Genomic DNA, 16,645 nt, shown 5'->3' with positions numbered 1-16,645 from the left:
ACTATTTTTGAACTGCTATTCCTTGGGCAACGTCATAGATCAAATCTTCCTGGCCACCGACCGCTTTCATGCGGCCAAGTTCCACCAGGATATCGCGTTCGTCAACGCCGAAGCGTTTCGCGGCCACTTGTGTATGCAAAAGGAAACTTGAATAAACGCCTGAATAGCCCATCACCAGGCTGGAGCCGGTGATTTCCTGAGGCCGCGGCATGAATGGGGTGACGACATCATTGGCAGCATCCATGATCTTATAAAGATCGATGCCGGTCTGATAGCCGAGGCGTTCAAGCACAGCGACCATCACTTCCGTCTGGGTGTTGCCGCTGCCGGCACCTAATGCGCGTAGGCTGCCGTCGATATAGGTGGCACCCGCTTCAACAGCCGCAATCGTATTGGCCATGGCCATCGACAGATTATTATGGCCATGGAAGCCGATTTCACAGCCGACGGATTGCTTCAAGGCGGAAATGCGCTCGGTGACATCCTGCGGCAGCATATACCCTGCCGAGTCCGTGACATAAATGACTTCCGCACCGTAGCTTTCAAACAGCTTGGCTTGTTCAACGATTTTCTGGACGTCAGCCATATGGGACATCATCAGAAAACCGACCGTCTTCAAGCCCAGTTCGCGCCCGAGCGCAATGTGCTGCGCTGCGACGTCCGCTTCCGTGACATGCGTCGCGACGCGCACCATCTTGGCTCCGGCTTTTACCGCATCCTGCAAATCGCCTTTGACACCGATGCCGGGGATCAATAAGACGGAAACTTCCGCCTGCTTGCATTCATCCGCTGCAATTTCGATCAGCTCGAGCTCGTCATGGGCAGACAAACCGTATTGCAAAGACGATCCGCCAAGGCCGTCCCCGTGGGAAACTTCGAAATAGCGGACGCCTGCCGCGTCCAGCCCTCTTGCTGTATCACGCACTTGCTGTGGCGTGAACGCATGGGACATCGCATGGCTTCCGTCACGGAGTGTTACATCTAAGATTTCAAATGATTTCTTTTTCATTAGTCCCTCTCCTTACGCGTTTGCCGCGATTAGCTCTTTTGCCATTTCGTTTGCCACTTTTGCCGCAGCAGCGGTCATGATATCCAAGTTGCCGGAATAGGCAGGGAAGAAATCGCCCGCACCTTCAACTTCCAAAAACACCGATACACGCTGTCCGTCAAACTGCGGCGCTCCCCGCAAACGGTAGCCCGGAACATATTCCTGAACTGAAGCTACCATTTTTTCGATTGAAGCGGTCACTTCCGCTTTATCGAAATCTGCGTCTTTGATCAATGCATTGACCGTGTCACGCATAATAACCGGCGGCTCGGCAGGGTTCAAAATAATGATCGCTTTTCCTTTTTCAGCTCCGCCGACTTTTTCGATGGCACGAGCAGTGGTGTGGGTGAATTCGTCGATGTTGGCGCGTGTTCCCGGACCGGCGCTTTTGCTGGCAACCGTTGCCACGATTTCCGCATACGCCACCGGCACAACCCGGCTGATGGCATGGACAATCGGAATCGTTGCCTGTCCGCCGCATGTCACCATATTGACATTCGGCGATTCGAAATTCGCCTTCAAGTTGACAGGAGGAACCGTAAACGGCCCGATTGCCGCCGGCGTCAAATCAATGACTTTCTTTCCGGCAGCCGTCAATAGATCGTTATGCGCTTTATGGGCATAGGCACTCGTCGCATCAAAAACGATATCGATCAGATCGAGCTGCTCCATCAACCCGTCAATGCCGTTGGAAATGGCGGTATAGCCAGCGTCCTTTGCGCGTTTCAGGCCTTCAGAATCAGGGTCGATCCCGACCATGACACTCATTTGGAGCGAATCGCAGCGCTCGATTTTATACATGAGATCCGTTCCGATATTTCCAGAACCGATGATTCCTACTTTTAATTTGCTCATTTTGTCACCTCTGCCGGTTGGAATGAAATACTGACATCGCCAAGTTCCCCGAAATCCGCCGTGAAACGGTCGCCGGCTGAAAACGGCAGGGCTTTGGATAACGCGCCGGATAACACGAACATGCCTGGCTCGATTGCGATATCATAGCGGCCCACTTCATTGGCCAGCCAGACGACAGCATTCAGCGGATTGCCGAGCACCGCGCTGCTTGACGCTTGGTCGATCGCTTCACCGTTTTTATAGACCGTCATGCCGATATTGGCGATATCGATATCCGCTAACGCCGTTTGTTTGGACCCCAACAGTGCGCCGGCCGAGGAACCGTTGTCGGCCACGGTGTCTTCAAACTTGATGCGCCAGTCTTCGATCCGGCTGTCGATGATCTCGATGGACGGAACGACGTAATCCGTCGCGCGGATCACATCTTCGATCGTCACATCCGGTCCTTTCAGCGCTTCCTTGAAGACGAAGGCGATTTCAAATTCCACTTTTGGCTGGATAAACCGTTCTGCATCGATTGCGCGGGCTTCTTCAAACACCATCGAATCGAGGACGAATCCGTAATCCGGTGTATGGACATTCAGCATTTCCTGCATCACTTTGCTCGTCAAGCCGATTTTCAAGCCTTTGACTTCGGCGCCTTCGTTCTTTTTCTGTTGAATCTGATGCAATTGAATCCGGTAGGCGTCATCGGCTGTAATACCCGCTTCCGTTTCCGTTAAAGGAGCGATGGGGCGCTTATCTATTTCTGCATCCCGCAATTTCTGTGCGATTTTCTCGAGTTCCATTGTCTCACCTACTTATGCTTTATTTGTTTCAAGAGTGGTTACTTCACGGTATTTCCCGGAATAAAAGAGCAGCGGATTTTTTTCTTCCAGCTGGATAGCGGTCACTTTCCCGATAAATAAGGTATGGTCGCCTTCCACGTAAGTCGAGGCGACATCACATGTTATTTGTGCAACTGCACCGTCGAGTACCGGCAGGCCATCCAAAGAGGCAAACTGTACATCTCCTTGCGGCTTTCCAGCAAAATGGTTGGAAAGGTATTCTTGGTCCTCAGCTAAAATATTGACCGCAAATCGATTTGACTGAGTTACTTTTTCTAAAAACCGTGCCTTGTGTCCGATAGAAATCACGACCAGCTTCGGATCCAGTGACACCGACATGAATGCATTCGCGGTCATTCCGTGGATATCCCCTTCATGAGCCGTCGTTAAGACCGTGACCCCCGTTGCGAATTTCCCCATTGCTTGTCTGAATAACAAATCATCCATTTTCATTCTCCTCTGCATTATGATATGTTGGCTTAAGCCCGGCTTATTGTAACCGCTTACTTTTTTATTTCCAGCGGTTTCTTGATGGCTGGATGCAATTGGATTGGTGAACAGTGAAAATCTTACACCTTGAGAATATCAGCTCTGGAATGCTAAAAATACAAACGAACAGTAGCAATTCTCTGTTTATTTTAGCGCAAAAAATCTAAAAGGTTTCCTAATATAACGATTTATCGGAAAATTAGGAGTTGTTAAAATATTAATTTTGTATTTTAATAATATAGAAACTCAGTTGTGAATGCCTTTCTAAATATATCGATTTACTATATTCAATAAACGATATTCCGGAATGATAATAAGGAAAGATTTGAAAGTTAGAAGCTTGCAACATTTAGATGAGGGGGAATGGGAATGAAATCTAAGCAGTTAAAATTGAGTGACGTATTTAACTCCCAGAAAGAAACCGCTGTAACTGAATTATATGACCGGGTGATCACCATCCCGATTGAAGCAAGAACTGCATTGAAAAAAGAACTCTTCAACGTCATCGGCAAAGACCGGACGAAAGGAGTCTTTACCCGATATGGTTGGCATTGCGGGGTAAGTGACGGTGAAAAAGCGAAACTGTTTGAATGGGAAGACGTTTGGGAAGCCGTATATGCCGGGGCAAAATTCCACATGCTGCATGGCTATCTGGATAAAGTGGAAGTTCTGGAAGTGCGTACGGAACAGGAGCAGCTGGAGTTTATTGAGGTGCTATGGGTCAATACATTCGAGGCGGAGCAATATTTAAAAGCAAATGATTTAAGCACCGAGCCGGTTTGCCATACATTATGCGGCTATGCCAGCGGCTACCTGTCAACCGTCTTGCAGCAGCCGGTCCTGGTAAAAGAAATAGAGTGCCGGGCGATGGGCCATGAGCAATGCAAATCCATCTGCATGCCGATTGAAAAATGGGGAGAAGAAATTACGAGTGAACAAGGCTATTACCAGGGCACCAGCATCATTAAGGAACTGGATGAAGTGACTGAGAAATTGAAGGCTGAGCGCGACCATCTGACCAAAGCGAATGACATCCATCAGCGTTTGATTGAGGAATTGCTGTCAAAACAGGGAATCCAGAAGATTGTTGACATTTTATATGAAACTACGGGATTGACGGCCTTTATAGAAGATGAGAATCATCAAATCCTTGTGCAGGCGGGGCATTTGGATACGCCGCTTGATCTGCAAAAGTTCCAGTCAAAACACACCGTTTTTACCCGTTATTCCGAAGGCATTTCACTGCTGCGCACGCCTGTTTTCTATGAACAGAGAATAAAAGGTTATTGCTCATTCGCTTATAGTGGGGAAGAGGAGCCCACCGAACTCGATTATATGGTCATTGAAAAAGCAGGGCTGACGTCTTCGATTATCCTGCTGAATGAGAACATTAAGATTAATACCGAGCAGAACATCAAACGCAGTTTCTTGGACGATATTCTGGAACGCCGTTTAACGGAAGAAGAAATGTACAAAGTCTCTTATTATTTGAATTTCGATTCCTCTTCGTCTTACTGGATGCTGACGATTGACCGCGACCGAAAGGAAATCGAAAACGAGATCGCCTTTAATGAAGAATTGATTCGCTCCATCTACCTTTTTTTGAATGAACGCAATATCAATGCAATCGTTTCGCAAAAACTCGACAAAATCATTATTTTGATTGAATATCCTTCTTTTGAGAATTTGAACATTTCGCAAGCCAAATTTATTGATCACTTGTTCAAATATTGCCTGCGGCGCTTCTCCAAATACAAATTCTGCATCGGCGTCAGCACGGTGATCGAGAAGTTTATGGATATCGCGCTGCTTTACAATGAAACATTGGCTGCATTGCGCGCCACAAACGAAGAAACACATGTTTCTTATTTTAAAAAACTCGGACTTGAAAGCGTGCTGTTCCAAATACAGGATGAAGTTCTGATTGAGCGCTTTGTTGACCAGCATATCGGCAAATTGCTCGCGATTGATAAAGAATTCGATTTAATCAGGACCCTTTATGCATATATAAGTAATGGCAACAGCATAAACAATACGTCGAAGAAGACCTCGAGGTCCATCAGTGGGCTCCGTTACCGGCTCGCTAAAATTAGTGAAATTTTGAACCAGGATTTAACGGATACGGAAGCTCTGTTCTCCATTTACTTGGCCATCAACATCCTTAAATCAAAAGGAACGATTACAATTTAAAGCTATGCAGCCTTGCCGCTCTTTGGAGTGGCAAGGCTTTTTTATATAGGCATCGGAAAATATGTGGCGTATTACTGAAGTATAAAACTATATTTATAAGAATTGTAATAACGTCTATTCTTTTTAAAACATTGACAGTAAGCTATTAAAAGGTTTTTTAGTCTTCTTGAAAAGTATAGTGAAAAAGTATTTGAAAGGAAACGGGTGAAAACATTTGAATTTTCCGAAGATTTCATCTCTATTTTCTGATTTCTCTGCCAGTTATGCTGTATTTAATTCTTACCGCTGCGACAGGGGTTTGAAAGCGCTTACCAAAAGGAGGAATTGTCATGTTAATCAATCAAGTAGAAGCCCGAAAAACGGCAGCCAACCGAGATGAGCTGATTGAAAAAGCGAAGCAGATCGGATTAATTGCTGAAAAGTATGCTTCAGAAGCTGAACAAAATGCCAAACTTTCCGACGTGGTTATTGAAAAAATCAGAGAAGCGGAATTCCATAAATTGCTGCGGCCGAAAGCCTACGGTGGACAGGACCTGGATTACTTTACATTCGGTGAAATGATCCGGACGATTGCCTACCACAGTGTGCCAGCAGCCTGGTTAAGCTACTTTTTTGTCATCCATGAAACCTGGCCGGCGTTTTTGCCGAAAGAAAGCCGTGAAGAATTATTCGGCAGCGGTGAATTGATGGCGGACGTATTCGCCCCTGTCGGAAAAGTGACCGACGACGGAGAAGGCTACCGTTTGTCCGGCCAATGGAACTTCTGCAGCGGTGTGCTGTGGAGCGACTGGATTGCGCTCGGTGCCGTAGCGAAGCTGAAAGACGGCGATGCGCCGGAGTACAGCATGTACATCGTCCACAAAAAAGACGTCGAAATCGTCAACAATTGGGACACTTTAGGACTCCGCGGCACTGGCAGCAACGGCGTACTCGTGGACAATGTCTACATCCCCCCGAACCGGGTGTTCAAAATGGCCCGCGTACTGGCCGGCCAAGGGCTCGGGGAAGACAATTACGAGCCGGAATACCAAATCGCGAATGTGCCGTATATGCAATTCTTCCTAATGGGCTTCCAGTTTATCCAGATCGGCGGCGTTGAACGGCTTCTGGATATTTTCCAGAACAAAACGGAAAACCGCATCCGCATTTTCAACAATGGCCAGAACGAAAAAGAAGCGGCGAGCAGCCAGCGCGTCCTCGCGGAGATGAAAATCCAGCTAAGTTCGCTGAAAGGCTTGTCGAACGAGTATTTGGAGCGGCTGACGCATTACCAGGAAAACAGCATGACGACTTTGGACGAGGAAGAGCGCGAAAAGCTGTTTGCGATCCGCGGCTACGTCTCGAAAAATGCGGCGGAAATGGCGCTGCGCGTTTTATTGACACTTGGCGGCAACTCGATTTTCAAAACCGACCCGACTGAAATGTTCGTCCGCGACATCATGACGGTGGCGGTCCACCCGACGCATCTGTACGAAGATTCACTGGCAGCATACGGCAAATCGATTTTCGGCTTTAAAGGAAACCCAACGTGGTAAAAAAATCTGAGGAGGCAACTACAATGACAAAAGAACCGATTTTGGATGTAGCACAACTGGCGCACGTGGAGATTTACAGCACGGACCTTGAAGGATCCGTCAAGTTTTTCAGAGAAATTTTAGGGATGGAAGAATCCCACCGCGAAGGCAATTCCGTTTACATGCGCGCTTACGAAGATTTTTATCACAATACGTTGATCATCACGGCAAATGACGAAGCGGGCCTTGGGCATGTTGCTTGGCGCGCCACTTCGCCGCAGGCTTTGGAACGCCGTGCCCAAGCGATTGAAGCAACGGGCTATGGCCTTGGCTGGATCGATGGGGACATCGGGCACGGACGTGCTTACCAGTTCACATTGCCGGATGGCCATAAGATGGAAATCCTGTGGGACGTGGAATATTACGAGGCACCGGAAGACCAGAAAACGCCATTATTGAACCGTCCGCAAAAGCGTCCGAACCGGGGAGTGCCGGTGCGCCGCATTGACCATGTCAATTTGGCAGCCAGCGAAACCAACAAAAATGTTGAGTTCCTCGAAGAAGCGCTCGGCTTCAAGGTGCGCGAACGTATTCTGGATGAGGATAACAAAGATATAGCTGCATGGTTAAGTGTCAGTAATTTAGTGCATGACATCGCAATTACGGGAGATGGTTTAGGTGAAACAGGGCGCCTTCACCATATTTGCTACTGGTACGGCTATCCACAACATTTAGCGGATGTTGCCGATTTATTAATTGAAGCTGGATTTACTATTGAAGCAGGTCCAGGAAAGCATGGGGTAACACAAGCTAACTTCCTCTACGTAATCGAACCAGGTGGCAATCGAGTGGAATTGTTCGGCGACTCAGGCTACCAGATTTTCGATCCGGCCTGGAAAACGGTCGAATGGAAAGGCGCAGATCTGGAGCATGCGATCATCTGGCACGGCTCGAACCTGCCGGCGGAGTTCTTCGAATATGCAACACCGGTCAGAACAAAAGCACCAGTGGAAAATGCGTAATAAATAAAATGAATTTCCCGGCATCGACTGATAAGGGGCTGGAGGAAACTAGCAATAGTTTCTTCTGGCCTGTTTACTAGAATGGAAGGAGAATGATGATGACAACAACTGCAAACATCGCTTCAAAATTCATCGACATCAACGGCATCAACACGCATTACCACGAGGAAGGCACGGGGGAAGAAACGATTATCCTCATCCACGGCTCCGGCCCCGGCGTTTCTGCTTTTGCGAACTGGCGCCTCGTCATCCCGACGCTGAGCGAGAAGTACCATGTGTTCGCTCCGGACATCATCGGCTTCGGTGAAACGGATAAACGGGAAAGCAACGACTATCCCGTGGATTTATGGGTCGAGCATCTGATCGGCTTTATCGAAGCAGTATCGGATGGCCCGGTCTATCTGGTGGGCAATTCGATGGGCGGCGCCCTGTCGCTGCATGTCGCTTTACAAAGGGCGGAATTAGTGAAAAAACTCATACTGATGGGAAGTGCAGGTATCCAATTCCCTGTTTCAGAAGGATTAGAAAAGGTATGGGGCTATAAAGCAAGCCTGGAGTCTATGCGCGAACTGATCAAAATATTCTCTTATAATCAGGAAGCCGCGAACAACGAAGAACTTGTCCGCCTGCGCTACGAAGCGAGCATACGCCCGGACGTCAAGCAGTCATTCGAAGCGATGTTCCCGGAACCGCGCCAGAACAAGCTCGATGAACTGGCGCTGACGCACGACGAACTCCGCCAGATCCAGATCCCGGCACTTCTGTTCCACGGCCTGAACGACCAAGTTATTCCAATCGAAAAAACAAGCTACAAACTTATCGAACTGCTGCCGCATGCGGAGCTGCACGTTTTCAACGAATGCGGGCACTGGACGCAGATCGAGAAGACCGAACCGTTTGTGGAGCATATTTTGACGTTTATTAAATAAAGAGAAAAATGAAGAGAAGATGCCGGTTAGCGGCATCTTCTTTTTTGTGTAATTATTGCATAGCTAATTTTAATTATTATTTAGAAATAATAGCTAATTTTGGAGGAATAAAAAAGATAAAACCTGTCAAAGCGGTCCAACCTTGATTTGACGCATCTTTCTCTTTACGTTATGGTTAAATCTGCGCAAATTTTTGATATAAAAGGAGACTACATGAAGAAAGTTACTAAAGTATTCTATATTACCATATCACTTGTCATTATCGCAGTGTTAACTGCAGCACTCATGCCGGAAGCCTATGAACGGGTGACAGGCAACGTTACCGCATTACTCAGTACGGTATTCGGCTGGTATTATATGCTGGCCATGACGATTGTGCTGTTCGTCGCGTTTTTCCTGGTCATCAGCCCTTATGGGAAAATCCGGCTCGGCAAAACCGAAGATAAGCCTGAATTCAGTACACCTACTTGGGTGGCCATGCTCTTTTCAGCAGGACTTGGAATCGGCCTCGTGTTTTACGGCTCCTATGAACCACTCTCCCATTTTGCTATCCAAACGGCATCTACGGAACCTGGAACGGAAGCGGCATTCCAGGAATCCATGCAGCGCACTTTCCTGCATTACGGCTTCAATGCTTGGGCCATGTATGGGATGGTCGCTTTGGCGCTCGCCTATTTCCAGTTCCGCAAAGGGGAACGCGGCTTGATCTCCAGCACATTAAAGCCGATTTTCGGAAACAAAATGAACGGCGGCTGGGGAACACTGATTGACGTCATCGCTGTTTTTGCGACGGTGTTCGGCGTGGCCAGTTCACTCGGTTTCGGCGCCGCCCAGATCAATGGCGGGCTCAGCTATCTGTTCGGCATCCCCAACAATAACTGGAGCCAGCTGATCATCATCGCTGTCATCACCGTCTTGTTCATCATGTCGGCATGGTCCGGACTGTCAAAAGGCATCAAGTATCTGTCCAATATCAACATGGTACTGGCCGCGGTCCTGCTCGTGCTGGTGCTCATTTTAGGCCCGACAATCCTTATTTTGAATGTCTTTACCCAGTCGTTCGGTGAATACATCCAGAATCTGATAAGCCTGAGCATGAACACCGAAGCCTTCAATGCAGGCAACCGGGAATGGCTGGATACCTGGACGATCTTTTACTGGGCATGGTGGATTTCCTGGTCGCCATTCGTCAGTATGTTCATCGCGCGGGTTTCCAGAGGAAGGACGATCCGCGAATTTCTCATCTATGTCGTCATCGTGCCGACTGTGCTGTGTGCAATCTGGTTTTCCGCTTTTGGGGCAACCGCGATCAACATCCAGCAAGGCGGAATTATCGACTTGACGGCCGGAGCGGCGGAAACCACGCTGTTCATGATGTTCAATGAAATGCCGTTCGGTTTCGGGCTGTCCATCATCGCCATCTTGCTGCTGATTACATTCTTTATCTCATCTGCTGACTCGGCGACTTTTGTGCTTGGCATGCAGTCAACGAATGGCTCATTAATGCCGGCCAACAGCGTCAAAGTCGTCTGGGGCATACTGCAGTCTTCCATTGCTGCCATCTTGCTGTCTGTCGGTGGGTTGGCCGCAATCCAAAACACCATCATCATTGCAGCACTGCCGTTTTCCATTGTCATGCTGCTGATGGTCTGGTCACTGCTGAAAGCGTTGAAAGCAGATTCGAAGCACCATACAGTGAAAAAGAAAGCATAAGATTTCCGGTTGCGCAGCCGGAATGAAGTATAGAAAATGAACAAAGCCTCCGGCAATTCCTTAGATGGAATGCCGGAGGCTTTGCTGTTTATGTATGGCGATCTGTTTAAGGCAGAGGCTTTTTTATGAATTACGCTTCTATCGGCTACATCATTTTTGATAGTTGAGAATTTCCTCATCCGTAAATGCATTGGTCGCCAGGCGTTTCACTTTATCCCAGCATTCTTTTTTAAACCTGCTGTATTCCAGCCCTTGCTGCTCGATAAATTCAACCAAACTTCCACCGGTAGAGAATAGCTGGGTTTTTGGATATTTGGCGCCCTAATAGATGTTTGCCCAGAGATTTAATTCATTTTCGGTTCCTTTAGCCTAAAGCTTAATGATAACCGCACAGCGAAGCCTCGGCTGCCTGCCATCATGCCCTTGACCTTTGCCGGTGATGAACATTTCGGCCACATAATCCTTGTTTTCAGAAATCATTTCATTTTCATCGATTTTAAACTGCATCATTTCCAATTCCTCCGGTTTTCGATTATTATGGGTAAGTTTTGGCTGACAAGAAACATCAGAGCAGCAATCAGAAGTTCGTCCGGATATAAGCCTGCTCTTCTTCTTTCGTCATCAACCGGGTCGCTTTGCCGATGGAGCCGTTATGCCAGTGCCAAATGGTATTGTGGACATCCACGGCATTAGAAAAGTCGCCTTTCTGCCAATCCTGCAATGTATTGCGGTAAAAGGCTTTTTCAGAAAAATCACTGGCTTCAACAATGGCCAGCAGCTTTTCGATGTCGGACTGAGTGGTCGGCCTTGCAGCTCCCCATTTGTCTTCAGCGTAGACTTTGCTGTGAGTCATTTCGTGGAGATAGAACTGCAGCCGTGCTTCGTTCATCTCCTCGGGGATCTTGGTGTCGGCTATCTCCAGATCATCCATGATTTTCTGTGCTTCCGGATTTTTGATGTCAGCAGTTACTTCAGGTTCTCCGCCTTTTGCTGCTTCACGCTGGATAAACCAGTAGCTGCCTGCGGCAAATAAAGCGATGACAGCAAAACTGATGAATGTGGTGGTCAAAATCTGTTTCACTTGAAAACTCCTTTACAATAATTCGTTTACAGTTGGTTCTTCTTTACCATTATCCCCTACCATATATTGGATGGCAATAATACTTCATGAAAAGATATGCGGGTGAGACCAATAGCAGCTTGGTTGAAGCGGTTTTTAAAATTCTTCAAATGGAAAATGACAGTCAATTCGAGTATGATAAACCCATGAGGGAGCAATCCCTGTTTTCGAAGGGAAGTGGTATCAGATGGCAATGAAACTTCGATTGTCAGCGTCAGTAAAAACTCATGCAAAGCCTGGTATTCCGAATGGCGATACTTTGCGTGGGGCAAGAGAGATTTAAATCGCCCGTAAATGTGTCATTCCCCTTACACGGCTTCCTTATAAGCATTCAACTTAATAATAAGGAGTGACTCTGATGATACATGTAAAAGAAACATCCGATCGAACAGGAAACACTGGTGAACGTCCGGAAGCATTCATCCGGAACGACCAGTTTAACTTTATCAAGGACCAGACGCGGATTTTGATCACCGGACAGGCGACCAGCAACGACGCCGAAGTGCTGAACGTCCTTCGTCACTTGGCGCACGAAAAAGTCTTCAAGCTGTTTCCGTCGCTGAACGACGAACAGAAAGCGGTCCTTAATCCACTGACAAACGTCAAGGAAACGGCCGACGCTGAAGCGTTTCTCGAAGGGCTTGAGCCGTACATCATCCCGTTCAAAGCCGTCACCGATGCGGCCCTGAAAAAACTGTTCCCGAAAGCCAAAAAGCTGAAAGGACCGAAACTGGAGGGGGTCGACTTCAGGAAAATGTCTTATCTTGCCTGGACCGAAAGTTCGAACCTGATGTACCTCGTCTACGAAAAAGACGGGCGCTTGGAAGGCATCCACGGAACTCTTGCGCGCAGCCACAAAAAAGGCATCTGTTCAATCTGCAACCGCCACAGCGACATCGGCATGTTCACCGCCAAGACAAAAGGCTCCGGACAGGACAACTACATCAAGCGCGGCAACTATATCTGCCAGGATGCGGATGTCTGCAATAGCCAATTGAATTCGCTGGAGCGGCTGGAGGAATTTGTGGAAATGATTCAGAAGTAAGGATAGTAGGGAAAGGGGTTTTCTGGTTTTCCAGAAAGCCCCTTTTTTATGTGGAGTTTTAGAAGGAAGAAGAGAAAATATAGGAAGATGCCCGGTTTAGCATTTTAGAAAATAGCCATTTTTAAGTTATTGAATATTCTGATAAAAAATGAATATTGTTTTAAACAATGTTATAGTTTCATAAAAATGGTTTAGGGAGGAGGGATAATGAATGATGATTTTCACTGAAGTGGTTCTTCCGGTTTTGCTGATATTTTTAGCGGGATTTGGGTTGCAGAAATGGAAAAGGCTTGATATAAAGCCTTTTTCTACAGTTGCCATCTATATTTTAACCCCTATGCTTGTTTTTCAGAATGTTTATACAGCTAGCTTGGATCAGCAATACGCAAATATGGTGATATTCTCTTTAATTCTTTTGGCGCTGCTCATTTTCTTAAGCAAGCTTTATTGCTTTGTACGGAAAAAAGGAAGATCAACTGAAAGTGCTTTGATTTTATCAACAGCGTTCATGAATTCAGGGAATTATGGCGCCCCAATTGTATTGTTTGCTTATGGTCAACAAGCATTTGGGTATGCCATTTCATTAATGGTCATCCACATTATTTTTATGAATTTCTTTGGTATATATTATGCAGCCAGAGGAGCGGGTGGAGTTAAGACGGCAATGAAAGCGGTGTTTGAAATGCCGCCCACTTACGCCGTTCTACTAGCAGTATTTTTTAAACTATTCGACTATCAAGTGCCAGAAAATATTTTATCGGTGGTCGACTTGCTTGCACCTGCAACCGTTCCTGTAATTATGGTTATTTTGGGAATGCAGCTGGCTGAAATCAATTTGTCTAAATTGGAATGGGAGAAAGTTTCCTTTGCTGTTATTCTCCGATTGTTTATTTCTCCAGCAATCGCTTTTGGAATTTTACTTGTCATGCCGATGGATCCCTTGCTTGCGAAAGTGTTGATTTTGATTTCAGCGATGCCTTCAGCTGCGAATACAGTTATTTATGCTGTACAGTATGACAGCGAACCCAATCTTGTTTCCAGCATAACGTTAATCACCACGTTGCTAAGTATCCTGACAGTTACCTGGATGTTGATCTTATTAGGTTGAAAGCATTTATTTATATAAAAAATCAAAAACGAATTGACTTATCTGATAATTGTGTATATTCTAAAATCAATGGAATTTAAGGCAAATATAGGGAGAGGTGAGAGTGAACAATCATGAAGTTAAGAGACAAAGAGCTGTTGCGAGAAGCGCAGCATGATGAGCACGTGATGGAAGAGTTACTGCAGACAGAAGACGCGAAGAAGTTTATCCAGTATGTTATTAAATCATTTACTAAAAGGCCGGCGCTGTTTATGCAGCATCACAAAGTAGAATGGGAAGACTTGTACCAAAGCTGTTTATTCGGATTATATAACGGCATCAAGAAAACAGACCTCAACCTAGACCCCAATGAATGGATCCGCTATTTGTACTTAAGTATACAAGGTGAGATAAAGAGTTTTTCAAGGTCCAACGATTCAAACTCCATGAAAATTAGCCAAAGAATCAGAGGATTGTATCCAAAGTATTTGGTTTTCCACAAAAAACATTTCGAAACACATAAAAAAGACCCCACCATAAGAGAAACAATGGATGCCTTTGGCATTTCACAAGAAGACGCATTCGACTTAGTTTATGGTATTCAGGAATTGTTAAGCCTTGATCAGCCATATGGTCATGGGGAAATAAGCCAAGCTATGTCCAATTACGTTAAAGATCCAATTCAGAGCGTAGAGAAAAATGTTATCACTAAAGTGACGGTAGAGGCGTATTTCGCCAGCATTACTGAAGTTCAGAAAAAGGTGATTTATATGTATTACTTCGAAGGCTACAACAAAACAGAAATCGCAAAGGCTCTTGGTGTATCGGATGTGATGATACACAAGCACATTAAAAAGGCTTTGGTAACGATAAAGAATATTGCATAACAAAAGGCAAATAAGTTTGTCGGACAAACATACTTGATCAAGCGAACTTACTCGTCTTATTGAAAAGAGAAGAACTAAGAAAATGCACCGCTCAAGAAGTGAAAATTTCTTCAAGAGACTAGTCACGGGAATCAAGAAAGAAAGTAAAATTTTTTTATCAAGTTTGTCGGACAAACATACTTGTTAAAAAAATTTACCTCAAAATGAAAGCGCTAACAAAATGATTGCCACTTTAGTGAAGTTGCAATCCTCTCACGATTGTGAGGAATTCTATCCACCTTATACATTGAAGTATTTTGAAAAAAATCGAACCAGTTTTTCTTTTTTTATTAAAAAAATATAAAAACAATAAAAATCCAGTACCAAGCAGCTTTGCTTTCTACGAAACTACAATCATTCAAGGAGGAATTACTTTGAAAATGAATCGAAAAAGTATTTTATTTTTCATGATCATGATGACTCTTGTAATGGCAGGATGCGGTGGCGGCGGTAATGAAGCGGGAGGAGGAGAAACAGAAGCGGTCACTTTGAAACTCGGTCACGTCGGCCCTGCTGAAGCAGATCATCCGTGGGAGAAATACGCTTTGGAATTTGGAAAGCAAGTTGAAGAACAAACCAATGGAGAAGTGAAGATTGACACGTATCCTTCTTCTCAATTGGGGGCTGATCGTGTAATGGCTGAGTCCATCCAACAAGGAACTTTGGAAATGGGCTTGATCAGCACGATTGCCATGGGAAATTTCGTTCCTGAATTACAAGTATGGGATTTGCCATATATCTTCCCGGCAGATAACGCCAAAGTAGACGAAATCCTGAATGGGCCGGTTGGAGAACAATTAGCAGAAGCTGCACTGGAAAAGAGGCTGGTTATTCTCGCATATTGGGAAAATGACTGGCGAGCAATGACAAACTCCACACGTCCTATAAATACCCAAGATGATTTAAAAGGCCTTAAAATGCGGGTAGTGGAAAATCAGCCTTCGCTGGATTGGTTTGGACGGATTGGGGCAACACCTACACCTATGGCTTTCAATGAACTTTACACAGGATTGCAGCAAGGAACGGTAGATGGTCAGGACAACGGACCCATTTTGTCCTATGGATCCAAATTGCATGAGACTCAAAAATATTTCACTGCCACGAATCACATGTATGCACCTTTAGCAATGGTAATGAGTGTGCAGGCTTGGGAAGGCCTTTCTGAAGAATCTCAGAAAGCGATGAAAGATCTTGCTGTTTCTATTGGAAATGAGCAACGAAAATACAACCGTGAAGTGGCAAAAGAATATACTCAGCTGATTAAAGATTCAGGAGTGGAAGTTGTGGAAGAATTAACGCCTGAAGGTTATGAATCATTCCAGCAAAGTGCCCAAGAAACATACGAAAAATTGGCACCTGTAGTAGGGCAGGACCTAATCAACCAAATGCTTGAGTATAAGGAAGCAGAATGATGAGAAAGATTGCTGATATGGAAGAATGGGCAGCTGCTGTTTTGCTCATAGCAGTTTCCTTGTTAACGTTGCTGCAGGTTATCATGCGCTATTTTTTCAGCCTGCCGCTGCCATGGGTTGAAGAGGCTGCCCGCTATTTGATGATTTTTATGATTTTCATTGCGAGCGCTGCTGCACTATACAGAAAAGAACATCTCAATATTGAAATTCTAGATTTTTTCTTGTCAGATAAAAATCTGAAAGTCTTAAGTATCTTTCATCAAATCATTGTTACGTTATTTACAGCGGTACTGGCATATGTCGCGTATCAGTTTGTAATGATGCAGATAGAGATTGGCCAGAAAAGCCCGGCATTGCAACTGCCAATGGCCGCTCCAATGAGCGCTGTTTTCATCGGGGCTATATTAATGATGATCAGCGGCATCGGATCAATTTATATGATTTTTACTGCAAAGAAGGGGGGATAAT

Annotated in this window: 18 protein-coding genes; 10 read left to right on the top strand and 8 right to left on the bottom strand. The window is 45.7% G+C overall.

Annotated elements, in window-relative coordinates; genetic code table 11:
• Position 1: 1 nt before the first annotated feature.
• The 4 genes from dmpG to ACSFXN_RS03915 are packed head-to-tail and all read right to left on the bottom strand — an operon-like array spanning position 2 to position 3,177.
• Positions 2-1,009 carry a 4-hydroxy-2-oxovalerate aldolase gene (dmpG, locus tag ACSFXN_RS03930; RefSeq protein WP_437148879.1) on the bottom strand — a complete coding sequence of 336 codons (1,008 nt, stop codon included), beginning with the start codon at positions 1,007-1,009 and terminating at the stop codon, positions 2-4.
• Positions 1,010-1,021: 12 nt separating this feature from the next.
• Positions 1,022-1,903 carry an acetaldehyde dehydrogenase (acetylating) gene (locus ACSFXN_RS03925; RefSeq protein WP_437148878.1) on the bottom strand — a complete coding sequence of 294 codons (882 nt, stop codon included), beginning with the start codon at positions 1,901-1,903 and terminating at the stop codon, positions 1,022-1,024.
• The gene (locus ACSFXN_RS03920; protein WP_437148877.1) at positions 1,900-2,691 is read right to left on the bottom strand and encodes a 2-keto-4-pentenoate hydratase; all 792 of its coding nucleotides are present in this window, start codon (positions 2,689-2,691) and stop codon (positions 1,900-1,902) included. The genes ACSFXN_RS03925 and ACSFXN_RS03920 overlap by 4 nt, the downstream gene beginning before the upstream one ends.
• A gap of 12 nt (positions 2,692-2,703) precedes the next feature.
• Positions 2,704-3,177, bottom strand: a complete 474-nt coding sequence (locus ACSFXN_RS03915; protein WP_437148876.1) for a flavin reductase family protein — start codon at positions 3,175-3,177, stop codon at positions 2,704-2,706.
• A gap of 411 nt (positions 3,178-3,588) precedes the next feature.
• On the opposite strand from ACSFXN_RS03915, the gene ACSFXN_RS03910 reads away from it, so the two are divergent.
• From ACSFXN_RS03910 to ACSFXN_RS03890, 5 genes are all read left to right on the top strand, one after another.
• Positions 3,589-5,409, top strand: a complete 1,821-nt coding sequence (locus ACSFXN_RS03910) for a XylR N-terminal domain-containing protein (protein ID WP_437148875.1) — start codon at positions 3,589-3,591, stop codon at positions 5,407-5,409.
• 329 nt (positions 5,410-5,738) lie between these two features.
• Positions 5,739-6,944 (top strand): acyl-CoA dehydrogenase, encoded by a 1,206-nt coding sequence (locus ACSFXN_RS03905; RefSeq protein WP_437148874.1) that lies wholly within the window; start codon positions 5,739-5,741, stop codon positions 6,942-6,944.
• Between the two features lie 23 nt (positions 6,945-6,967).
• Entirely contained in the window at positions 6,968-7,945 is a 978-nt protein-coding gene (locus ACSFXN_RS03900; RefSeq protein ID WP_437148873.1) for a catechol 2,3-dioxygenase, read from the top strand.
• Between the two features lie 98 nt (positions 7,946-8,043).
• Positions 8,044-8,874: an alpha/beta fold hydrolase gene (locus ACSFXN_RS03895; RefSeq protein WP_437148872.1), complete on the top strand. Its 831-nt coding sequence runs from the start codon at positions 8,044-8,046 to the stop codon at positions 8,872-8,874.
• A gap of 213 nt (positions 8,875-9,087) precedes the next feature.
• Entirely contained in the window at positions 9,088-10,587 is a 1,500-nt protein-coding gene (locus ACSFXN_RS03890; RefSeq protein ID WP_437148871.1) for a BCCT family transporter, read from the top strand.
• Positions 10,588-10,737: 150 nt separating this feature from the next.
• On the opposite strand, the gene ACSFXN_RS03885 is transcribed toward ACSFXN_RS03890, so the two are convergent.
• The 4 genes from ACSFXN_RS03885 to ACSFXN_RS03870 all read right to left on the bottom strand — a co-directional run bounded on the left by ACSFXN_RS03885 (position 10,738) and on the right by ACSFXN_RS03870 (position 11,940).
• Entirely contained in the window at positions 10,738-10,863 is a 126-nt protein-coding gene (locus tag ACSFXN_RS03885; RefSeq protein ID WP_437148870.1) for a hypothetical protein, read from the bottom strand.
• Between the two features lie 93 nt (positions 10,864-10,956).
• Positions 10,957-11,097, bottom strand: a complete 141-nt coding sequence (locus ACSFXN_RS03880; protein ID WP_437148869.1) for a hypothetical protein — start codon at positions 11,095-11,097, stop codon at positions 10,957-10,959.
• Between the two features lie 67 nt (positions 11,098-11,164).
• Positions 11,165-11,668, bottom strand: coding sequence for a DUF6241 domain-containing protein (locus tag ACSFXN_RS03875; RefSeq protein WP_437148868.1), 504 nt, complete (start codon positions 11,666-11,668; stop codon positions 11,165-11,167).
• Between the two features lie 56 nt (positions 11,669-11,724).
• Entirely contained in the window at positions 11,725-11,940 is a 216-nt protein-coding gene (locus ACSFXN_RS03870; protein WP_437148867.1) for a hypothetical protein, read from the bottom strand.
• Positions 11,941-12,065: 125 nt separating this feature from the next.
• On the opposite strand from ACSFXN_RS03870, the gene ACSFXN_RS03865 reads away from it, so the two are divergent.
• The 5 genes from ACSFXN_RS03865 to ACSFXN_RS03845 all read left to right on the top strand — a co-directional run bounded on the left by ACSFXN_RS03865 (position 12,066) and on the right by ACSFXN_RS03845 (position 16,644).
• A complete protein-coding gene (locus ACSFXN_RS03865) occupies positions 12,066-12,752 on the top strand; it encodes a FusB/FusC family EF-G-binding protein (protein ID WP_437148866.1) in 687 nt (228 codons plus the stop codon).
• A gap of 211 nt (positions 12,753-12,963) precedes the next feature.
• Positions 12,964-13,860, top strand: a complete 897-nt coding sequence (locus ACSFXN_RS03860) for an AEC family transporter (protein WP_437148865.1) — start codon at positions 12,964-12,966, stop codon at positions 13,858-13,860.
• 113 nt (positions 13,861-13,973) lie between these two features.
• Positions 13,974-14,726 (top strand): sigma-70 family RNA polymerase sigma factor, encoded by a 753-nt coding sequence (locus tag ACSFXN_RS03855; protein ID WP_437148864.1) that lies wholly within the window; start codon positions 13,974-13,976, stop codon positions 14,724-14,726.
• Positions 14,727-15,145: 419 nt separating this feature from the next.
• Entirely contained in the window at positions 15,146-16,177 is a 1,032-nt protein-coding gene (locus tag ACSFXN_RS03850; protein ID WP_437149157.1) for a TRAP transporter substrate-binding protein, read from the top strand.
• On the top strand, positions 16,177-16,644 hold the full coding sequence (locus tag ACSFXN_RS03845) for a TRAP transporter small permease (protein ID WP_437148863.1): 468 nt from the start codon (positions 16,177-16,179) through the stop codon (positions 16,642-16,644). The genes ACSFXN_RS03850 and ACSFXN_RS03845 overlap by 1 nt, the downstream gene beginning before the upstream one ends.
• Position 16,645: the final 1 nt, after the last annotated feature.

This window comes from Planococcus sp. 1R117A (genome assembly GCF_051417975.1).
Taxonomy (GTDB): Bacteria; Bacillota; Bacilli; order Bacillales_A; family Planococcaceae; genus Planococcus; species Planococcus shenhongbingii.
The sequence above is the reverse complement of the archived record's forward strand: the minus strand, read 5'-3'. Positions and strand labels throughout refer to the sequence as shown.